The 18,531-nt window shown below is 54.8% G+C and carries 15 protein-coding genes; 5 read left to right on the top strand and 10 right to left on the bottom strand.

Annotation, left to right across the window (positions count from 1 at the left end):
• Positions 1–42: 42 nt before the first annotated feature.
• The 7 genes from UTM25_RS13370 to tkt all read right to left on the bottom strand — a co-directional run bounded on the left by UTM25_RS13370 (position 43) and on the right by tkt (position 8,433).
• Entirely contained in the window at positions 43–783 is a 741-nt protein-coding gene (locus UTM25_RS13370; RefSeq protein WP_194401874.1) for an oxidative stress defense protein, read from the bottom strand.
• Positions 784–874: 91 nt separating this feature from the next.
• On the bottom strand, positions 875–1,510 hold the full coding sequence (gene argO / locus UTM25_RS13365) for an arginine exporter ArgO (protein ID WP_029739215.1): 636 nt from the start codon (positions 1,508–1,510) through the stop codon (positions 875–877).
• A gap of 145 nt (positions 1,511–1,655) precedes the next feature.
• On the bottom strand, positions 1,656–2,510 hold the full coding sequence (gene mscS / locus UTM25_RS13360) for a small-conductance mechanosensitive channel MscS (RefSeq protein WP_024906566.1): 855 nt from the start codon (positions 2,508–2,510) through the stop codon (positions 1,656–1,658).
• Positions 2,511–2,695: 185 nt separating this feature from the next.
• The gene (gene fbaA, locus UTM25_RS13355; RefSeq protein ID WP_320714866.1) at positions 2,696–3,775 is read right to left on the bottom strand and encodes a class II fructose-bisphosphate aldolase; all 1,080 of its coding nucleotides are present in this window, start codon (positions 3,773–3,775) and stop codon (positions 2,696–2,698) included.
• A 92-nt stretch (positions 3,776–3,867) separates the two neighbouring features.
• Positions 3,868–5,031 (bottom strand): phosphoglycerate kinase, encoded by a 1,164-nt coding sequence (pgk, locus tag UTM25_RS13350; RefSeq protein WP_023333323.1) that lies wholly within the window; start codon positions 5,029–5,031, stop codon positions 3,868–3,870.
• A 49-nt stretch (positions 5,032–5,080) separates the two neighbouring features.
• A complete protein-coding gene (epd, locus tag UTM25_RS13345; RefSeq protein ID WP_032660071.1) occupies positions 5,081–6,100 on the bottom strand; it encodes an erythrose-4-phosphate dehydrogenase in 1,020 nt (339 codons plus the stop codon).
• 341 nt (positions 6,101–6,441) lie between these two features.
• On the bottom strand, positions 6,442–8,433 hold the full coding sequence (gene tkt, locus UTM25_RS13340) for a transketolase (protein ID WP_194401875.1): 1,992 nt from the start codon (positions 8,431–8,433) through the stop codon (positions 6,442–6,444).
• A 272-nt stretch (positions 8,434–8,705) separates the two neighbouring features.
• Between tkt and UTM25_RS13335 the strand changes: the two genes are divergently transcribed.
• Together UTM25_RS13335 and UTM25_RS13330 are read left to right on the top strand one after the other, a co-directional pair.
• Positions 8,706–9,464: a M48 family metallopeptidase gene (locus UTM25_RS13335; RefSeq protein WP_021242066.1), complete on the top strand. Its 759-nt coding sequence runs from the start codon at positions 8,706–8,708 to the stop codon at positions 9,462–9,464.
• A gap of 210 nt (positions 9,465–9,674) precedes the next feature.
• A complete protein-coding gene (locus tag UTM25_RS13330) occupies positions 9,675–10,943 on the top strand; it encodes an OprD family outer membrane porin (RefSeq protein ID WP_194401876.1) in 1,269 nt (422 codons plus the stop codon).
• A 52-nt stretch (positions 10,944–10,995) separates the two neighbouring features.
• Here the strand turns inward: UTM25_RS13330 and speB are convergent, their stop codons facing one another.
• The 3 genes from speB to yqgB form a co-directional block, all read right to left on the bottom strand.
• Positions 10,996–11,916 carry an agmatinase gene (gene speB / locus UTM25_RS13325; protein ID WP_194401877.1) on the bottom strand — a complete coding sequence of 307 codons (921 nt, stop codon included), beginning with the start codon at positions 11,914–11,916 and terminating at the stop codon, positions 10,996–10,998.
• Positions 11,917–12,202: 286 nt separating this feature from the next.
• Positions 12,203–14,179 carry a biosynthetic arginine decarboxylase gene (gene speA / locus UTM25_RS13320; RefSeq protein ID WP_023309121.1) on the bottom strand — a complete coding sequence of 659 codons (1,977 nt, stop codon included), beginning with the start codon at positions 14,177–14,179 and terminating at the stop codon, positions 12,203–12,205.
• Between the two features lie 8 nt (positions 14,180–14,187).
• Positions 14,188–14,319 (bottom strand): acid stress response protein YqgB, encoded by a 132-nt coding sequence (gene yqgB, locus UTM25_RS13315; RefSeq protein ID WP_127341063.1) that lies wholly within the window; start codon positions 14,317–14,319, stop codon positions 14,188–14,190.
• Between the two features lie 663 nt (positions 14,320–14,982).
• On the opposite strand from yqgB, the gene metK reads away from it, so the two are divergent.
• The 3 genes from metK to UTM25_RS13295 all read left to right on the top strand — a co-directional run bounded on the left by metK (position 14,983) and on the right by UTM25_RS13295 (position 18,441).
• Positions 14,983–16,137: a methionine adenosyltransferase gene (gene metK, locus UTM25_RS13305; protein ID WP_008499745.1), complete on the top strand. Its 1,155-nt coding sequence runs from the start codon at positions 14,983–14,985 to the stop codon at positions 16,135–16,137.
• A 350-nt stretch (positions 16,138–16,487) separates the two neighbouring features.
• The gene (gene galP / locus UTM25_RS13300) at positions 16,488–17,885 is read left to right on the top strand and encodes a galactose/proton symporter (protein ID WP_023309123.1); all 1,398 of its coding nucleotides are present in this window, start codon (positions 16,488–16,490) and stop codon (positions 17,883–17,885) included.
• Positions 17,886–17,943: 58 nt separating this feature from the next.
• Positions 17,944–18,441, top strand: coding sequence for a SprT family zinc-dependent metalloprotease (locus UTM25_RS13295; protein ID WP_194401878.1), 498 nt, complete (start codon positions 17,944–17,946; stop codon positions 18,439–18,441).
• Positions 18,442–18,531: the final 90 nt, after the last annotated feature.

The following is an 18,531-nucleotide window of genomic DNA, read 5'->3' as shown; positions in this document are numbered from 1 at the left end:
AAACTCCCTCTCCCTGCGGGAGAGGGTTAGGGTGAGGGCAAATTACTGTGCCTTAGCCGCCTCAGTTTTCTGAGTTTGAGTTGGCTCCAGCTGGAACACCACATCCACCTGATCGTCAAACTGAATGGTTGGCTGCTCGTATGTTTCCTGAGCAGACACCGGGGCTGCATCAGCCTTCATCATCCGTACCATTGGGCTTGGCTGGTAGTTAGAGACGTGGTAACGCACGCTGTAAACCGGGCCGAGCTTGCTCTTAAAGCCAGAAGCCAGCTGTTCCGCCTGGTGAATGGCATCATCAATCGCCGCTTTACGCGCTTCGTCTTTGTATTTTTCCGGTTGCGCAACGCCCAGCGACACGGACCGAATTTCATTCAGTCCCGCCTTCAGCGCGCCATCCAGCAGCGAGTTAAGCTTATCCAGCTGACGCACGGTCACTTCGACGGTACGCACGGCACGGTAGCCTTTCAGGATGCTTTTACCATTCTGGTAGTCATAATCGGGTTGAGTACGCAGGTTCGCGGAGTTGATATCTTTTTTACCGACACCGTTCTGCTCAAGGAAAGAGAGGTATTGCGCAACACGATCGTCAGCCTGCTTCTTGGCAGATGCCGCATCTTTCGCAGACACATTGACTTCAATTGCCAGCGTTGCGACATCGGGTACCGCGTCCACGCTTGCGGTGCCTGAAGTGACGATGTGCGGGCCATCCGGCAGTTCACTTGCCTGCACCGACACCGCACCTAAACTTACTAATGCCGCCAGGGCCATCACCTTAAACTTCACTGTTATTCCTCCATGTTGCGAAGAGTGCCCATTAACAGGGCGCATGCCAGCAAGCTTAGCGGGTCTTGTTCAGTTGTCCATAAGACAAGGATTAGTTGAACAATTCCTGAACGTGGTGAATTCCCTCTTTTGCCAGCTGAAAGGCAATAAACCACATCACCAGCCCTACCAGAGTGTTGATGATGCGCTGGGCTTTGGCCGTACGCAGACGAGGCGCCAGCCATGCAGCCAGAATGGCGAGACCGAAGAACCAGAGGAAAGAGGCGCTAACCGTACCCAGCGCAAACCAGCGTTTCGGCTCAACGTCCAGCTGCCCGCCCAGGCTGCCCAGCACCACGAAGGTGTCGAGATAAACATGCGGGTTAAGCCAGGTGACCGCCAGCATGGTGACGATAATCTTCCAGCGGCCCTGCTTCATGACTTCCGCGCTCGCCAGTTCGAGGTTGGTGCTCATCGCGGTTTTCAGGGCACCAAAACCGTACCAGAGCAGAAACGCCACGCCGCCCCAGGTGACCAGCGCCAGCAGCCACGGTGACTGCATGAGCAATGCGCTGCCGCCAAAAATTCCGGCACAGATCAGCAGTAAATCGCTTACCGCGCACAGCAGGGCAATCATCAGATGATACTGGCGCCGGATGCCCTGGTTCATTACGAATGCATTTTGCGGGCCAAGGGGAAGGATCATGGCCGCACCTAAGGCAAGCCCTTGAAAATAATAAGATAACATAACGAAATTCTCACAGTGTTGTTCTGGAAGGAGACTATACTGCGCGAATTACATTAGAGGAAATTGATAATATTAATTGGGGATTAGCAGCGCTTATAAAAATAAAGCCCGGTGGCGCTAGCGCTTACCGGGCCTGCGGGAGAAGTTATTCGGCTTCTTTGACTTTTTTGACGTTTACGTCCATCTGAGGGTACGGGAAGCTGATGCCGTTGGCATCGAAGTCGCGCTTAATGCGTTCCAGCACGTCCCAGTACACGTTTTGCAGATCGCTGCTTTTGCTCCAGATACGCACCACGAAGTTAATCGAGGACGCGCCCAGCTCGTTCAGGCGAACCGTCTGCTCTTTGTCTTTCAGAATGCGATCGTCTGAAGCAATGATGTTACTAATCAGCGACTTCACCTGATCGATATCGGAGTCGTACGCCACGCTGATAATCAGTTCGTTACGACGCACTGGTTCACGGGAGAAGTTAATGATGTTGCCCGCGATGATTTTCCCGTTCGGCACGACCACGATGCGGCCATCGACAGTACGCATGGTCGTTGAGAAAATCTGCACCTGCAGCACGGTTCCGGCAATGCCGCCAAGGTCAACGTATTCGCCGGAGCGGAACGGACGGAAGGTGACCAGCAGAACGCCTGCCGCCAGGTTTGACAGCGAGCCCTGCAGCGCCAGACCAATAGCCAGACCGGCGGCACCGAGAACGGCAATGACGGAGGCAGTCTGCACGCCCACACGGCCCAGCGCCGCAATCAGCGTAAAGGCGATAATGCCGTAGCGCACCAGTGCGGAGAGGAAGTCAGCCACCGTGGCGTCAATGTGACGGGCCAGCATTACGCGGTTAACCGCGTTCGATACGATACGCGCCACGATCATCCCGACGATGATGATGGCAATCGCCGCGACGATGTTCACGGCATAGCTCAGCAGCAGCGCCTGGTTGCGCACCAGCCAGTTACCGGCGTTGTTGATGCTGTCTACAACATCGAGTTGTTCCATTTATTCTTCCTTTTGTTAAACCAAAACACAAAATCCATCCCCCATGGAGACAGGCAGGTCCGTAAAGGGTAAACAAAAAGCGCAAGTATTGCCAAACAGATCACAAAAACCGGCCTGACAGGGTATTGAAAAAGCATAAAAAAGGCCCGCATTTGCGGGCCTTCTGATGCTGTTAGCAGCTCAAATTACAGAACGTCTACAGCGTTCAGTTCTTTGAATGCCTGCTCCAGACGAGTAATCATAGAAGTCTGGGCAGCGCGCAGCCATACGCGTGGATCGTAGTATTTCTTGTTCGGCTGGTCTTCGCCTTTCGGGTTGCCCAGCTGACCCTGCAGGTAAGCTTTGTTGGTTTTGTAGTACTGCAGAATACCGTCCCATGTTGCCCACTGGGTGTCGGTATCGATGTTCATTTTCACTACGCCGTAGCTTACGGAGTCTTTGATTTCCTGAGCAGAAGAACCGGAACCGCCGTGGAAGACGAAGTTCAGGCTGTTGTGCGGCAGGTTGTGTTTCTTAGAAACGTATTCCTGAGAATCACGCAGGATAGTCGGGGTCAGAACCACGTTACCTGGTTTGTAAACGCCGTGTACGTTACCGAAGGACGCTGCGATGGTGAAGCGTGGGCTGATTTTGCTCAGCTCGGTGTAAGCGTAATCAACGTCTTCTGGCTGGGTGTACAGTGCAGAAGCGTCCATGTGGCTGTTGTCCACGCCGTCTTCTTCACCACCGGTGCAACCCAGTTCGATTTCCAGAGTCATGTCCATTTTGGCCATGCGCGCCAGGTATTTGGAGCAGATTTCGATGTTTTCGTGCAGTGACTCTTCAGACAGGTCGATCATGTGAGAAGAGAACAGTGGCTTACCGGTAGCCGCGAAGTGTTTTTCACCCGCGTCCAGCAGACCGTCGATCCACGGCAGCAGTTTCTTCGCGCAGTGGTCAGTGTGCAGGATAACTGGAACACCGTAGTGTTCAGCCATCTGGTGTACGTGGTGCGCACCGGAGATAGCGCCCAGGATTGCAGCACCCTGAGGAATGTCAGTTTTCACGCCTTTACCTGCGATGAACGCAGCGCCGCCGTTAGAGAACTGAACGATAACTGGCGCTTTAACTTTAGCGGCAGTTTCCAGTACGGCGTTGATGGAGTCGGTACCCACGCAGTTAACTGCTGGCAGAGCGAAGTTGTTTTCTTTAGCTACCTGGAACACTTTCTGTACGTCATCACCAGTGATAACGCCAGGTTTTACGAAATCAAAAATTTTAGACATGTTGCTTAGTCCTGTATCTTCGGCCGTTAGAAAAGGTGCGAGCTCTTAAAAGCGCGCTGAAAATTGGGCAGGTTTCCCTGCCCTTGAATGGCTTACTTCTTAGCGCGCTCTTCGAGCATTGCTACTGCTGGCAGTACTTTGCCTTCCACGAATTCGAGGAATGCGCCGCCACCAGTGGAGATGTAGGAGATCTTGTCAGCGATACCGAACAGGTCGATTGCTGCCAGGGTGTCACCACCGCCTGCGATAGAGAACGCTTCGCTGTCTGCGATAGCGTTAGCAACGATTTCAGTACCTTTGCGGAAGTTCGGGAATTCGAACACGCCAACAGGACCGTTCCACAGGATAGTTTTCGCGTTTTTGAGGATTTCAGCGAGTTTCTGTGCAGAAACGTCGCCCAGGTCCAGAATCTGCTCTTCATCTTTGATGTCGTTTACAGATTTCAGGGTCGCGGTTGCGGTTTCGGAGAACTCGGTCGCGACGCGAACGTCAGTTGGAACCGGGATATCGCAGGTGCTCAGCAGGCGTTTGGCTTCGTCAACCAAGTCTGCTTCGTACAGGGATTTACCCACGTTGTGGCCCTGAGCGGCAACGAAGGTGTTCGCGATACCACCGCCAACGATCAGCTGGTCAGCGATTTTAGACAGGGAATCCAGAACGGTCAGTTTGGTAGAAACTTTAGAACCACCAACGATAGCCACCATTGGACGAGCAGGTTCTTTCAGTGCTTTACCCAGCGCTTCCAGTTCGTCAGCCAGCAGAGGACCGGCACACGCTACGTCTGCGAATTTACCGATACCGTGGGTTGACGCCTGAGCACGGTGAGCCGTACCGAATGCATCCATCACGAACACGTCGCACAGTGCAGCGTATTTTTTGGACAGGGTTTCGTCGTCTTTCTTTTCGCCTTTGTTGAAGCGAACGTTTTCCAGAACAACCAGTTCACCGGCTGCAACTTCAACGCCGTCCAGGTAATCTTTCACCAGGCGAACTGGGTTGGACAGTTTGTCTTTCAGGTAATTAACCACTGGCAGCAGAGAGAACTCTTCGTTGTACTCGCCTTCAGTTGGACGACCCAGGTGGGAGGTGACCATCACTTTCGCGCCCTGCTTCAGAGCCAGTTCGATGGTTGGCAGAGATGCACGGATGCGCGCGTCGCTGGTCACTTTGCCATCTTTAACCGGTACGTTCAGATCGGCACGGATGAAAACGCGTTTACCAGCCAGATCCAGATCGGTCATCTTAATTACAGACATGGTGAATCCTCTCGTTGATTCTTAAAGTTTTGCAGACGCACAATGCGTCTTACCTGAAACCTTGAGCGGCCATTGCTAACGTGGTGTCGAGCATTCGGTTAGCAAAGCCCCATTCGTTATCACACCAGACCAGCGTCTTGATAAGGTGTGCGCCACTGACTCTCGTTTGCGTGCCATCGACGATGGCGCTGTGCGGGTCGTGGTTAAAATCTACTGAGACCAACGGTAATTCCGTATAGTCAACTATACCATGAAATGCCCCCTGTGCCGCTTTTTGCAGCAACAGGTTGACTTCACAGGCTTTTACCGGTTTTTTCACCGTCACGCTAAGATCGATTGCGGTGACGTTAATCGTCGGGACACGCACGGCAATAGCTTCAAATCGGTCATTAAACTGCGGAAAAATTCGGGTGATCCCTGCCGCCAGTTTCGTGTCCACCGGAATGATTGACTGGCTCGCTGCGCGAGTGCGTCGTAAATCCGGATGGTAGGCGTCGATAACCTGCTGATCGTGCATGGCGGAGTGAATCGTGGTCACGGTGCCGGATTCAATGCCATACGCATCGTCTAACAGTTTGATGACCGGAATAATGCAGTTAGTGGTACAGGAGGCGTTGGAAACAATGCGGTGTTCGGCCTGCAGCTCATGCTGGTTGACGCCAAACACGACGGTCGCGTCGAGGTCGTTACTGCCGGGATGAGAAAACAGGACTTTTTTCGCGCCTGCAGCAAGATGCGCTTCGCCATGTTCGCGGTTACCGTACACGCCGGTACAGTCAAGCACCACATCCACACCCAGTTCACGCCAGGGTAGCCCTGAGATGCTGTTCTCATGCAGCACGCGAATAGCGTCGTCACCAACAAAAAGTCGATCTCTTTCCTGGCGTACGTCCCAGGCAAAGCGTCCGTGGCTGGTGTCATATTTCAACAAATGCGCCATGCCCGTAGCATCCGCCAGTTCATTGATTGCCACCACGGTTATTTCCGCCCGACGTCCGGATTCATATAAAGCACGAACCACATTACGTCCGATGCGACCGAAGCCATTAATCGCTACGCGTACGGTCATAGATCTCCTGCAAAGCAATCCCTGAGTTTGAGGTGGCTGAAAGAGTAATCCAGCTACGCCCGAAGGGGAATCCTTGCTGTCACAAACTGCGATTGATTGGTCAATTGTCGAACATTTAATCGACTGAAACGCTTCAGCAAGAATAAGCGAATCGGGGAATAAAAGGAATGTCTGTCCAGATGAATAAGCGAGCTATATGACTTGCGTCACATTTTAAGTGGAATAATGGCGGCAAGGTAAAAGCAAAACGGTAACCGAGAGGTTACCGTTTTTTAGTGTATGCACCCTCTCCCCGTGGGAGAGGGCTCGGGTGAGGGCATCAGCCCGCACCGTACAAACGATTACAGCAGTTCTTTCGCTTTCGCGACTACGTTCTCAACGGTGAAGCCGAACTCTTCGAACAGCTGTTCTGCAGGAGCAGATTCACCGAAGGTGGTCATACCGACGATAGCGCCGTTCAGGCCCACGTATTTGAACCAGTAGTCAGCGATACCCGCTTCCACTGCCACGCGAGCGGAAACCGCTTTAGGCAGCACGGATTCACGGTAAGCGGCATCCTGCTTGTCGAACGCGTCGGTAGACGGCATGGAGACCACGCGCGCTTTCACGCCTTCGGCAGTCAGTTTTTCCCACGCTGCAACCGCCAGTTCAACTTCAGAACCGGTGGCGATGAAGATCAGCTCCGGCTGGCCCGCACAATCTTTCAGCACGTAACCACCGCGAGCGATGTTCGCCAGCTGGTCTGGAGTACGTTCCTGCTGTGCCAGGTTCTGTCGGGAGAGGATCAGCGCGGTTGGACCGTCCTGACGCTCAACGCCGTATTTCCACGCCACCGCGGATTCAACCTGGTCACATGGACGCCATGTGCTCATGTTCGGGGTCACGCGCAGGGAAGCCACCTGCTCTACCGGCTGGTGAGTTGGACCATCTTCGCCCAGACCGATGGAGTCGTGGGTGTAGACCATCACCTGACGCTGTTTCATCAGCGCGGCCATACGCACGGCGTTACGTGCGTATTCAACGAACATCAGGAAGGTAGAGGTGTACGGCAGGAAACCGCCGTGCAGGGAGATACCGTTGGCAATCGCGGTCATACCGAATTCACGTACACCGTAATGGATGTAGTTACCGGCAGTATCTTCGTTGATTGGCTTGGAACCAGACCACAGGGTCAGGTTAGATGGCGCCAGGTCAGCGGAGCCGCCCAGGAATTCTGGAAGCCATGGGCCGAACGCTTCAATCGCATTCTGAGACGCTTTACGGCTCGCGATTTTAGACGGGTTCGCCTGCAGCTTAGCGATGAATTCGTTCGCTTTCGCGTCGAAGTCAGACGGCATTTCACCTTTCATACGACGGGTGAATTCAGCCGCTTCCTGCGGGAACGCTTTCGCATAGGCAGCGAATTTCTCGTTCCAGGCCGCTTCTTTCGCCTGGCCTACTTCTTTTGCATCCCACTGAGCGTAGATCTCAGATGGGATTTCGAATGCAGGGTGTTTCCAGCCCAGCGCTTCGCGGGTCAGTGCGATTTCCGCATCACCCAATGGCGCACCGTGGGAGTCGTGAGTACCCGCTTTGTTCGGGGAGCCGAAGCCGATGATGGTTTTGCACATCAGCAGGGACGGTTTGTCCGTCACCGCGCGCGCTTCTTCCACTGCACGTTTAATCGAGTCAGCATCGTGACCATCAACGCCACGCACTACGTGCCAGCCGTAGGCTTCGAAACGTGCTGCGGTGTCGTCGGTGAACCAGCCTTCAACGTGACCGTCGATGGAGATACCGTTGTCGTCATAGAACGCAACCAGTTTGCCCAGCTTCAGGGTACCTGCCAGGGAGCACACTTCGTGAGAAATGCCTTCCATCATGCAGCCGTCGCCCATGAACGCGTAGGTGAAGTGGTCTACGATGTCGTGACCAGGACGGTTGAACTGCGCCGCCAGCGTCTTCTCGGCAATCGCCATACCCACAGCGTTAGCAATACCCTGACCCAGCGGGCCGGTGGTGGTTTCTACGCCAGCGGTGTAACCCACTTCCGGGTGACCTGGAGTTTTAGAGTGCAGCTGACGGAAGTTTTTCAGCTCTTCGATAGGCAGATCGTAGCCGGTGAGGTGCAGCAGGCTATAGATCAGCATTGAGCCGTGGCCGTTGGACAGCACGAAGCGGTCGCGGTCAGCCCATGACGGGTTCTGCGGGTTGTGGTTCAGGAAATCACGCCACAGGACTTCGGCGATATCAGCCATACCCATAGGAGCCCCTGGGTGGCCGGATTTGGCTTTCTGTACTGCGTCCATGCTCAGCGCACGAATAGCATTAGCAAGCTCTTTACGTGAGGACATTTTAACTCCAGATCGGACTGTTAAAGGCCATGCCCTTGACGACAGCGCGTTTTGGGCTACGCCGGAAAAAAGTGCCAACAATGTAACCCAAGCCGCAAGTCATGTACATGGAGCATTCTTTTGCTTGTTAAGAAATCTCTGGATCATGCTCGCATGTTGCGCAATCTGCTCGCCCGGCCCTGCAGATATTCCTTATACTTAGCCCGACACCGGCTTCGCTGACGGTGCCCTTTTCGGATTTTATTCAGTTTAACGAGTACGGAAGCAACCTCATGAAAATGCGTGCAATAGTGCTGGCCCTGGGTACAACGCTCCTGCTGAGCGGCTGTCAGAATATGGATTCTAACGGTCTGATGACGTCAGGCGCAGAGGCCTTTCAGGCCTATTCCCTGAGCGATGCGCAGGTGAAAGCGCTGAGCGACCAGGCCTGTAAAGATATGGACGGAAAAGCCACGCTTGCGCCGGCTAACAGTACCTACACGCAGCGTCTGAATAAGATTGCGTCCGCGCTGGGCGACAACATCAACGGCCAACCGGTGAACTACAAGGTGTACATGGCGAAAGACGTGAACGCCTTCGCGATGGCGAACGGCTGTATCCGCGTCTATAGCGGGCTGATGGACATGATGACCGACAACGAAGTGGAAGCGGTGATCGGCCACGAAATGGGCCACGTTGCCCTGGGCCACGTGAAGAAAGGGATGCAGGTTGCCCTGGGCACCAATGCCATCCGCGCAGCGGCGGCCTCTGCGGGCGGTATCGTTGGCAGCCTGTCGCAGTCACAGCTTGGCGACGTGGGAGAAAAGCTGGTTAACTCTCAGTTCTCACAGCGTCAGGAGTCCGAGGCGGATGACTACTCCTACGATCTGTTGCGCAAACGCGGCATTAATCCATCAGGTTTAGCCACCAGCTTCGAAAAGCTGGCCAAGCTGGAAGCGGGACGCCAAAGCTCCATGTTTGACGATCACCCTGCCTCAGAAGAGCGCGCACAGCATATTCGCGACCGTATGGCCGCAGACGGAATTAAATAATTTCAGAAGGAGGCAGTTTTGCCTCCTTTTTATTTCGCATGAATTGTTAACTTAACAGCACGTATCGATAACACCCCTGAAAGCCCCGCCAAATCTGCCCTATCGCATTGAAATGTCTGGTCACATAATTATTGCAAAGGTCACTTTTTCCGGTAATTATCAACCCCGCAGTTATTCAAATTAATATATCCAGACAGAGACGTTCCCTCCGTGAAAAAAGAATTATCATTAATTGCTTTAAGCTTATTTGCCGCATTACCTGCCGCTGCAAGCCAGCAATCCGACAGCCAGGGTTTTATTGACGACAGCCATCTGGATCTGTTTTTACGCAATGCGTATATCAGCCGCGACTACCATCAGGGCCAGCAGGACAAAGCCGAGTGGGGTCAGGGGATCATCGCCACCTTTGCATCCGGCTATACCGAAGGGCTGGTGGGCTTTGGTGTAGACGGTATTGCTCAATACGGCGTGCGCCTGGACGGCGGCCGTGGCAAAAGCGGCGCAGGTGGCATCGACTTCTTTAAACAGGAAGAGGATGGCCGGGCAAAATCCGATCTGGCAAAGTTTGGCGCCACCGCCAAAATGCGCATATCAAACACCGTGCTGAGCTACGGGAATCAGCGTCCTGAGCTGCCTGTCATCAATGCCGACAGCTCTCGCCTGCTGTTTGAAAGCTACACCGGCACCATGCTGACCTCGAAAGAGATCGACGGTCTGGAAGTCAACGCTGGTTACTTCACCGACGAACAGCGTAAAAGCGATGACCGCCACGACAGCGGGCTGAAGAGCCTCTCCTTCGGCGGTGCGAGCTATCAGTTTAACGACCAGTTCAGCGGCGCGCTGTACGCCTCTCATAATGAAGAGGTAATGAACAAGCAGTACCTGGGCATGAACTTCAAACAGCCGTTCAGCACCGGTCAGCAGCTGGTACTCGACTTCAACGGCTATAACTCCCGTCTGGATCAGGGTTACGCGGATAGCCTCGACACGGGCCGCAGCAACACCATCTGGAGCCTGGCGGCGAGCTACATCTGGGACATTCACACGTTCAAAGTGGCTTACCAGCAGAGCAGCGGCAGCACCGGCTACAACTACGGCGGCTATCGCGACAAGGGTGGCGTGGGTGACGGCGGTAACACCATCTGGCTGGCGAACTCCTACTGGTCTGATTTTAATGGCGAAGATGAACGTTCCTGGCAGGCATCCTACGGTCTGGACTTTGCCGGCCTTGGCTTACCGGGCCTGAGCTGGACCACCGCCTACGTGCGCGGCGATAACATCAAAACCTCTGAAACCAGCAACGGCAAAGAGCACGAGTGGTTTAACCAGATCCAGTACCAGGTGCAGGATGGTCCTGCGAAGGATCTGAAGCTGAAACTGCGCTACTCCGTCCTGCGCGTATCGAGCAACGCCAGCGAGTACAACGTGGGCGGGGACGAGATCCGCGCTTACGTGGAATACCCGTTTAACGTGTTCTAAAGGCAATAAAAAACCTCTCAAGAGAGAGGTTTTTTTTCACGCCAGGCGAGGCTTATTCGCCTTTTTTGGCTGCCTGAATGTAGAGCATTTCCAGCGCCAGAGTCGCTGCGGCCAGCGCGGTGATCTCGGACTGGTCATACGCAGGCGCCACTTCCACCACGTCCATCCCGACAATGTTAAGATCCTTCAGGCCGCGCACCAGCTTGATGGCGCGATCTGAGGTCAAACCGCCGATGACCGGCGTACCGGTGCCCGGTGCAAATGCCGGATCCAGGCAGTCGATGTCGAAGGTCAGATACACGGGCATATCACCCACGATCTGCTTCACCTGAGCGATGATGTCGTCCACGCCGCGATCGTTAACCTGGCCCGCATCCAGCACGGTGAAACCGTTGTCTTTGTCGAACTCGGTGCGAATGCCGATCTGCACGGAGTGGTTCGGGTCGATCAGACCTTCGTTCGGCGCGGTGAAGAACATGGTGCCGTGGTCAAACTCACAGCCGTTCGCGTAGGTGTCGGTATGTGCATCGAAGTGCACCAGCGCCATTTTACCGAAGTGCTTCGCATGGGCGCGCAGCAGCGGCAGGGTCACGAAGTGGTCGCCGCCGAAGGAGAGCATGCGCTTACCGGCAGCCAGCAGCTTCTCGGCGTGCGCCTGCAGCTTCTCGCTCATCTCACGCGCGTCGCCGAAGGCGTACACCAGGTCACCGCAGTCCACCACGTTCAGGCGCTCGCGCATGTCGAAGTTCCACGGGAAGCGGTTATGCTCCCAGGCCAGGTTAGTGGAAACCTGACGGATCGCTGCCGGGCCGTGACGGCCACCCGCGCGGCCAGATGTTGCCATATCGAACGGCACACCGGTGATCACCCAGTCAGCGTCGCTGTCGTACGGCAGGAAGTTCATCGGAAGGCGTAAAAAACCAAACGCGTTAGATACCAGAGAGTTATCGTACTGATGACCTAAAGTGCTCATGTCCTGACCTCTTTTAAAGTCGATACATTAAAAACAGATGAAAAAAAATCCCCTCCGCGTCGTTAAACCCGACGAGGAAGGGATTGATTCGTAAATCGCTTATTAGGGTGAATTATCGCCGGTAATGCATACGGGTTCAAGTGAGTATAGCATTCTGCCGGATGACGGCTTCGCCTTATCCGACCTACGTTCGTAGGCTAGGTAAGCGCAGCGCCACCGGGCATCAGTGACTTAGCGGTCTGATGCCCTCACCCCGCCCCTCTCCCACAGGGAGAGGGAGGTTTTCCTACTCGTCTTCCAGGTAGGTATACCCGTACAGACCCGCTTCAAACTCTTCCAGGAACTGCTGCTGGAGCGCATCGTCCAGCCCGGTATTTTTGACCTGGTCGCGGAACTGAGTGAGCAGTTTTTTCGGATCCAGCTGAACGTATTCCAGCATGTCCGCCACGGTGTCCCCTTCATCGGACAGCTCGATTTCCACGTTGCCGTCAGGGAACACGAACACGTCCACCGCTTCGGTATCACCGAACAGGTTGTGCATGTTGCCGAGGATCTCCTGATACGCGCCGACCATAAAGAAGCCCAGCATCGGCGGGTTCTCCGGGTCGTATTCCGGCATTGGCATCGTCGTTGCGATACCGTCGCCGTCGACGTAGTGGTCAATGGCACCGTCGGAGTCACAGGTGATGTCCAGCAGCACCGCACGGCGTTCCGGTGCGTGGTTCAGCCCTTCCAGCGGCAGAACCGGGAACAGCTGGTCGATACCCCAGGCATCCGGCATCGACTGGAACAGCGAGAAGTTGACGTAAATCTTATCCGCCATACGCTCCTGCAGCTCGTCGATAATCGGACGGTGCGCGCGGTTGCTCGGGTCGAGCTGTTTCTGCACTTCATGGCACATGTTCAGGTAAAGCTGCTCCGCCCACGCGCGCTCCTGCAGGCTGAAGGTGCCTGAAGAATAACCCACGTGAATATCGTGCAGGTCCATCTGGCTGTCGTGCAGCCATTCGCGCAGGGAACGACGCGTGCCCGGCTCGTGCATCTCCTGCCAGGTTTCCCACATGCTTTGCAGGGAACGCGGGGCATCGTCTGCCGGAGGCGTTGCCTCGGAGATTTCGCTACGCTCAACGCCGATGATGTTAGAGACCAGCACCGTATGGTGCGCGGTGACCGCGCGACCGGATTCGGTGATCACAGTCGGGTGCGGCAGGCCGTTCTCTTCACAGGCATCGCCGATCGCCCAGATGATGTTGTTCGCGTATTCGTTCAGGCCGTAGTTCACCGAGCAGTCAGACTGCGAGCGGGTCCCTTCGTAGTCCACGCCGAGGCCGCCGCCCACGTCGAAGCACTGAATATTCACGCCGAGCTTGTGCAGCTCAACGTAGAAACGCGCGGATTCACGCACGCCGGTGGCGATGTCGCGAATATTGGCCATCTGCGAACCGAGGTGGAAGTGCAGCAGCTGAATGCTGTCCAGACGACCGCGTTCGCGCAGGATTTCCACCAGCTGCAGCACCTGGTTCGCCGCCAGGCCGAACTTGGATTTCTCGCCGCCGGAGGACTGCCATTTACCGGAACCTTGTGACGCCAGACGCGCACGTACGCCAAGGCGCGGCACCACGTTCAGACGTTCTGCCTCCTCCAGCACGATGGCGATTTCGGTCATCTTTTCGATAACCAGATAGACCTTGTGGCCCATCTTCTCACCAATCAGCGCCAGGCGAATGTATTCACGGTCTTTATAGCCGTTACAGACGATCACCGAACGGGTCATGCCCGCATGCGCCAGAACCGCCATCAGCTCCGCTTTGGAGCCTGCTTCCAGGCCCAGCGGTTCGCCGGAGTGGATCAGGGATTCAATCACGCGGCGGTGCTGGTTCACCTTGATCGGGTAAACCAGGAAATAGTCGCCTTTATAGCCGTAGGACTCACGCGCGCGCTTGAACGCGGCGTTAATAGAACGCAGGCGATGTTGCAGGATCTGCGGGAAGCAGAACAGTGCAGGTAAACGCTGGCCCTGAGCTTCACGGGCTTTCACCAGTTTCGCGAGATCCACGCGCGCTTCAGGGACGTCCGGATCCGGGCAGACGCTGATGTGGCCCAGTTCGTTGACGTCGTAGTAGTTATTGCCCCACCAGGCAATATTGTAAGTGCGCAGCATCTTGCTGGCTTCCTCGGAGCTCATCGCAACCTCCTGCATAGAACGTAGTACACCCTGTTCGCCCGCTGACGAAGGCGAAAAAGAAGACATGTCGTCAGACATAGCGAACCTCAACTCTTTGTAATAAGTGTAAAACAGTTGACTACTATCGCAGCGTTATACGGCGATAACAACCCATAAACGGCTCCGTTTCCCAGCAGAGTATGCTGAAAACCAGACCGTGCGACCGGTTTCTTATTCATATCATTGTAAAACACGTATCCGAACTCTGTATGACAAGGTTCGGCGAAACCACGAGAAAACTCTTGTATTAACAAGAGCGCCCTTGTTCAGTTTTCACAAAGCGTGACCGGCCCTGGAATCCTGAGAAGCGCCGAGATGGGTATAACATCGGCAGGTTTGCAGACTAGAAATGCGGGTTGCGGGAATCAAATACGCGCCAGAACGGCTGCGCTGAATGTGCGGAAAACGATGGTTCATTATCTCGTATCACCTCCACGGCCGCCTCTGCTGAAACGGACCACAAGCCAAAGCTAAAAGTTCACTGCTTAACCCGGCTGGAAGTGGCGACACGATGAGTTCATCGAGCGCTTATTTTATATGAGCCGCGCGCCGCGTTTTATACCGAGAACAGGGGTAAAAAGCAAAAGATAAATGTGCGTGTTGCCGGGGCCGTCAGGAATTATTGCCAGCCGCAATTTCAACTGAGTGAGAGGTTAGTCAAAAAAAACTGGAAATCGGGCGAAGAAGTGACCTAAAATAGCCATCCAGATGTTAATCCATCTATACTGATTAACACTCATACTGCCAGTGTCAAAAACCTGCAGGCCTTGGTAGAATTATCTCCTTTGGCTATTCCACACAGCAGCTTGAGCTAACCAAATTCCTCTTAGGTGAAATAAAACATGGCAAAACACCTGTTTACGTCCGAGTCCGTATCAGAAGGACATCCTGATAAAATTGCTGACCAAATCTCCGATGCGGTGCTGGATGCGATCCTGGCGCAGGATCCAAAAGCGCGCGTAGCGTGCGAAACCTATGTCAAAACCGGCATGGTTCTGGTTGGCGGTGAGATCACCACCAGCGCATGGGTTGATATCGAAGAGATCACCCGTAATACGGTGCGTGAGATCGGCTATGTGCATTCTGATATGGGCTTTGATGCCAACTCCTGCGCGGTTCTGAGCGCGATTGGCAAACAGTCTCCAGACATCAACCAGGGCGTTGACCGTGCCGATCCGCTGGAACAGGGCGCGGGCGACCAGGGTCTGATGTTCGGCTATGCAACCAACGAAACCGACGTGCTGATGCCAGCACCGGTCACCTACGCACACCGTCTGGTGCAGCGTCAGGCTGAAGTGCGTAAAAACGGCACCCTGCCGTGGCTGCGCCCGGATGCGAAAAGCCAGGTCACCTTCCAGTACGACGACGGTAAAATCGTCGGTATTGACGCGGTGGTTCTGTCTACCCAGCACGCCGAAGATATCGATCAGAAATCCCTGCAGGAAGCAGTGATGGAAGAGATCATCAAGCCGGTTCTGCCGACCGAATGGCTGAGCTCTGCGACCAAATTCTTCATCAACCCAACCGGACGCTTCGTTATCGGCGGCCCAATGGGTGACTGCGGCCTGACCGGTCGTAAAATCATCGTTGATACCTACGGCGGCATGGCGCGTCACGGTGGCGGTGCGTTCTCCGGTAAAGATCCGTCTAAAGTTGACCGTTCTGCGGCGTACGCTGCACGTTATGTGGCGAAAAACATCGTAGCTGCCGGCCTGGCTGACCGCTGTGAGATCCAGGTTTCCTACGCAATCGGCGTAGCTGAGCCAACCTCCATCATGGTTGAAACCTTTGGTACCGAGAAAGTGCCTTCAGAACAGCTGACTCTGCTGGTGCGCGAGTTCTTCGATCTGCGTCCATACGGCCTGATTCAGATGCTGGATCTGTTGCACCCAATCTACAAAGAAACCGCTGCATACGGTCACTTTGGTCGTGAACATTTCCCATGGGAAAAAACCGACAAAGCCGCCCTGCTGCGTGAAGCTGCCGGTCTGAAGTAATCGCGACTGACAGCGCAAAACAGGCCAGCCTTTGTGCTGGCCTTTTTTGTGTCGGCTGGCGGCAATGTTTGAAACCGCTTACACCATACCGAATATATCCCGCTTTCAGAATAATCTCTTTGCTTGATCGCCTTTCTTCTGCTGTTACATCTCCTTTCAGTTAAGTCTGAAATGTGTTCTTTCGCGATGCATATCACCTCGTTTACCTCTATATTTTCAAAGCTTTAATTATTTTTACGGTTACACCTTAGTGTAACCGATTACACCTATGTGATTAATCTCACATATTTTTACGGGTCACTCACCTACCCTTTACATCAATAAAACTGATAACCCAACTGGAGGGCATAATGCCTGACAATAAAAAACAGGGGCGTACGTCCAACAAGGCGATGACATTCTTCGTCTGTTTCCTCGCCGCCCTGGCAGGATTACTTTTTGGCCTGGATATCGGTGTGATTGCCGGTGCATTACCTTTCATTACTGACGAGTTCCAGATCAGCGCTCACACCCAGGAGTGGGTGGTCAGCTCCATGATGTTTGGCGCGGCCGTCGGGGCCGTCGGTAGCGGCTGGCTCTCCTTCAAGCTCGGGCGTAAAAAGAGCCTGATGATCGGCGCGATCCTGTTCGTTGCCGGTTCACTCTTCTCTGCCGCTGCGCCTAACGTTGAGGTCCTGCTGGTTTCCCGCGTGCTGCTCGGTCTGGCCGTGGGCGTGGCGTCCTATACCGCCCCGCTTTACCTGTCTGAAATCGCGCCGGAGAAAATCCGCGGCAGTATGATTTCGATGTACCAGCTCATGATCACCATCGGTATTTTGGGCGCGTACCTTTCCGATACCGCGTTTAGCTACAGCGGCGCATGGCGCTGGATGCTTGGCGTGATCATCATTCCGGCCATTCTGCTGCTGATTGGCGTCTTCTTCCTGCCGGACAGCCCGCGCTGGTTCGCCGCCAAGCGTCGATTCCACGATGCCGAACGCGTACTGATGCGCCTGCGCGATACCAGCGCCGAAGCGAAAAACGAGCTGGAAGAGATCCGCGAAAGCCTGAAGGTCAAACAGTCCGGCTGGGCGCTGTTTAAAGAGAACAGCAACTTCCGCCGCGCGGTGTTCCTTGGCGTATTGCTTCAGGTGATGCAGCAGTTCACCGGGATGAACGTCATCATGTATTACGCGCCAAAAATCTTTGAGCTGGCGGGCTATACCAACACCACCGAACAAATGTGGGGGACCGTCATCGTGGGTCTGACCAACGTGCTGGCGACCTTTATCGCCATCGGTCTGGTGGACCGCTGGGGACGTAAGCCAACGCTGACGCTGGGCTTCCTGGTGATGGCGGCCGGTATGGGTGTCCTCGGTACCATGATGCATGTGGGCATTCACTCACCAACCGCCCAGTACTTTGCCGTCGGCATGCTGCTGATGTTCATCGTCGGGTTTGCGATGAGCGCCGGCCCGCTGATTTGGGTACTGTGCTCTGAGATCCAGCCGCTGAAAGGGCGTGATTTTGGTATCACCTGCTCTACCGCAACCAACTGGATTGCCAACATGATCGTCGGCGCAACGTTCCTGACCATGCTCAATACCCTGGGCAACGCGAACACCTTCTGGGTCTACGCCGGTCTGAATATCTTCTTTATTGTGCTGACAATCTGGTTGGTTCCTGAAACCAAACACGTTTCTCTGGAACATATTGAACGTAACCTGATGAAAGGTCGTCCGCTGCGCGAAATCGGCGCCCACGACTAATCCTCATGCGGGAGGCGCCTCTTGCGCCTCCCCGCTTCGCGCTTTATGCTCTGCCCCTATGAAAGCACCCCGTCTCCCCATCGCCCTTCAGCAAGCCGTTATGCGCAGCCTGCGGGAAAAACTCGCCCAGGCGAACCTGAAGCTCGGTCGCAATTACCCTGAACCTAAGATCGTTTATCAGCAGCGCGGAACCGCGGCGGGTACCGCCTGGCTCGAGCCGTATGAGATCCGCCTTAACCCGGTGCTGATGATTGAAAACCAGCAGGCGTTTATCGAGGAAGTGGTACCGCACGAGCTGGCGCATCTGCTGGTGTGGAAACACTTCGGACGCGTCGCGCCCCACGGCAAGGAGTGGAAGTGGATGATGGAAGCGGTGCTCGGCGTTCCGGCACGCCGTACCCATCAGTTCGAGCTGGAATCGGTGCGCCGCAATACCTTCCCCTACCGCTGCCAGTGCCAGCAGCACCAGCTCACCGTCCGCCGCCATAATCGCGTGGTGCGCGGCGAGGCGACCTACCGCTGCGTCAAATGCGGCGAGCCGCTGGTTGCGGAATAATCATCTGAACTTTCAGGAACTTTCCTGATCTGACTGATTGCATACGGGAACAACATTCGTTACGTTGCGGGCTCGTTTTGACACGGAGTG

Origin of the sequence: Enterobacter sp. 61D5 (assembly GCF_034107965.1) — a bacterium.
In the GTDB taxonomy this organism is placed as follows: domain Bacteria; phylum Pseudomonadota; class Gammaproteobacteria; order Enterobacterales; family Enterobacteriaceae; genus Enterobacter; species Enterobacter cloacae_M.
Note: the sequence above shows the minus strand (reverse complement) of the source record. Positions and strands in the feature narration are given on the sequence as shown.

What these genes read in the sequence shown, in the direction of transcription:
- argO (WP_029739215.1), bottom strand. Translation starts at nt 1,510, where the DNA reads ATGTTATCTTATTATTTTCAAGGGCTTGCCTTAGGTGCGGCCATGATC.
- mscS (WP_024906566.1), bottom strand. Translation starts at nt 2,510, where the DNA reads ATGGAACAACTCGATGTTGTAGACAGCATCAACAACGCCGGTAACTGG.
- fbaA (WP_320714866.1), bottom strand. Translation starts at nt 3,775, where the DNA reads ATGTCTAAAATTTTTGATTTCGTAAAACCTGGCGTTATCACTGGTGAT.
- pgk (WP_023333323.1), bottom strand. Translation starts at nt 5,031, where the DNA reads ATGTCTGTAATTAAGATGACCGATCTGGATCTGGCTGGTAAACGCGTT.
- epd (WP_032660071.1), bottom strand. Translation starts at nt 6,100, where the DNA reads ATGACCGTACGCGTAGCGATTAATGGCTTCGGTCGCATCGGACGTAAT.
- tkt (WP_194401875.1), bottom strand. Translation starts at nt 8,433, where the DNA reads ATGTCCTCACGTAAAGAGCTTGCTAATGCTATTCGTGCGCTGAGCATG.
- UTM25_RS13335 (WP_021242066.1), top strand. Translation starts at nt 8,706, where the DNA reads ATGAAAATGCGTGCAATAGTGCTGGCCCTGGGTACAACGCTCCTGCTG.
- speB (WP_194401877.1), bottom strand. Translation starts at nt 11,916, where the DNA reads ATGAGCACTTTAGGTCATCAGTACGATAACTCTCTGGTATCTAACGCG.
- speA (WP_023309121.1), bottom strand. Translation starts at nt 14,179, where the DNA reads ATGTCTGACGACATGTCTTCTTTTTCGCCTTCGTCAGCGGGCGAACAG.
- yqgB (WP_127341063.1), bottom strand. Translation starts at nt 14,319, where the DNA reads ATGAATAAGAAACCGGTCGCACGGTCTGGTTTTCAGCATACTCTGCTG.
- metK (WP_008499745.1), top strand. Translation starts at nt 14,983, where the DNA reads ATGGCAAAACACCTGTTTACGTCCGAGTCCGTATCAGAAGGACATCCT.
- galP (WP_023309123.1), top strand. Translation starts at nt 16,488, where the DNA reads ATGCCTGACAATAAAAAACAGGGGCGTACGTCCAACAAGGCGATGACA.
- UTM25_RS13295 (WP_194401878.1), top strand. Translation starts at nt 17,944, where the DNA reads ATGAAAGCACCCCGTCTCCCCATCGCCCTTCAGCAAGCCGTTATGCGC.